General features: G+C 64.5%; 3 protein-coding genes. All 3 read left to right on the plus strand.

Features of this window, described 5'->3' with window-relative positions; translation table 11 throughout:
- Positions 1 to 384 (plus strand): hypothetical protein (locus BJF89_RS11385; RefSeq protein WP_222843838.1); only part of this gene is annotated, 384 nt, incomplete at its 5' end.
- Positions 381 to 614 (plus strand): hypothetical protein, encoded by a 234-nt coding sequence (locus BJF89_RS11390; protein ID WP_075815015.1) that lies wholly within the window; start codon positions 381 to 383, stop codon positions 612 to 614. The genes BJF89_RS11385 and BJF89_RS11390, both read left to right, overlap by 4 nt.
- The gene (locus BJF89_RS11395; protein WP_075815017.1) at positions 604 to 1386 is read left to right on the plus strand and encodes a hypothetical protein; all 783 of its coding nucleotides are present in this window, start codon (positions 604 to 606) and stop codon (positions 1384 to 1386) included. The genes BJF89_RS11390 and BJF89_RS11395 overlap by 11 nt, the downstream gene beginning before the upstream one ends.
- The last annotated feature ends 21 nt before the right edge of the window (positions 1387 to 1407 follow it).

Genomic DNA, 1407 nt, shown 5'->3' on the forward strand with positions numbered 1-1407 from the left:
CTCCGTTCCCAGGGACACACATGGGCCGAGGTCGCTAGTCGCGCCGGATACCCTTCACCGGATGCTGCACGCGTCGCCGTCACTCGCACGTTAGACCGGGTGGAATCGGACGCGGTGGCAGACCTTCGGGCCGAGGAAGATGACCACCTGTTGCTGCTCCGCCGCTCCGCGATGACTGCCGCACTGGAGGGGGACCCTCAATCGTTGGCCGTTCTGCTCCGAATCAGTGAGTCTCGCAGACGTTTGCACGGGGTGGACATGCCCACCTCCCACAGCGTCACTCTCTCCCAGCAGGAACAGGACCTCTCCGAACAGTTGGCGAAAGCCCTCACCGAGAAGTTCACCCGCGAACAGGCTCTATTGCCGGGGGAGACCCTGCCATGAACACCACCCCACATACAGCAACGACCGAACTGCAGAAACTCAATCAGGTCCGGGCCGTCCTCGCCGAGAAGGGCACCACCGAACGGGTACGCACTGCTGCTAACAACCTCGCCGAGGTATTCGCCGACGCTCTCGCCGCCCCCTACAACGTCCAGGCGCGCCTACTACAACCGGTCACCGAGGCACTGAAACAGATACTCGCCATGGAAGGAACAACCGATGACAACTGACCTCTCCGCCCTGGTCCATGAAGCCGGGCACTACGGCATCACCCTTACGGTCACCGCCGACGACAGGACCGGCTCCACCGAGTATGTCGTCACCGGCCCCGGCCCCACCTCGCCGAGAAAGCACACCAGCAACACCGACGCTGCCGAGGACATGCAGAACCGCATCACCTCCGTTGCCGACGCTGCCGAGGCCGCACACCAGCGCGCCGAACAGTGGGCCGAGGCGCGCCGAACCGCTGCCGACGACACAACAGCGTGGGCGACCCTCGCCGCAGAGGTGAACAACCTGCTTCCGGACGGCTGCACCATCCCCACCCCTACGGCCAACGATCTTTACGGGGTATCGTCCTGGCCTCCGATGACGGCCATGGTTGCCGATGCTCTCGCCACACATCACGCACGCAATCGTGACAGGACGGCCCGTAAGCACCTTGCCGACGCTCTCGCCGTCGAGGGGTCTACCGTCACCGACTCCACCGAACAGGTCACTCTACGGCCCGATCATTGGGACACCATTGTGAGCCTGTACCGGCCCTTGCAGATCGTCCCCAACCCTGGCACTCACCCCGAAGTCCGCAACGGTCGCGTCCTGGTGGATACCGACACCCGCCGCGTCATCGCATGGCGACACTACGGGGTAGTCGTCCCTGTAGGTAGGGAAGTGGTGGACGCTGCCGTAGATCAGTTGGACGCTGCCCGCCGAGTGGTTACCGAGGTTGCCGAGAAGCACCGGGCCGAGGGCGACCGGTTGGCCGAGAAGTTGCGCTTGTAAGCACCCGGCGCGTCTCGCCGC

It is taken from the genome of Corynebacterium sp. CNJ-954 (assembly GCF_001942345.1).
Classification (GTDB): Bacteria; Actinomycetota; Actinomycetes; order Mycobacteriales; family Mycobacteriaceae; genus Corynebacterium.

Coding starts and splice junctions, on each gene's coding strand:
- BJF89_RS11390 (WP_075815015.1), top strand. CDS start 381: ATGAACACCACCCCACATACAGCAACGACCGAACTGCAGAAACTCAAT.
- BJF89_RS11395 (WP_075815017.1), top strand. CDS start 604: ATGACAACTGACCTCTCCGCCCTGGTCCATGAAGCCGGGCACTACGGC.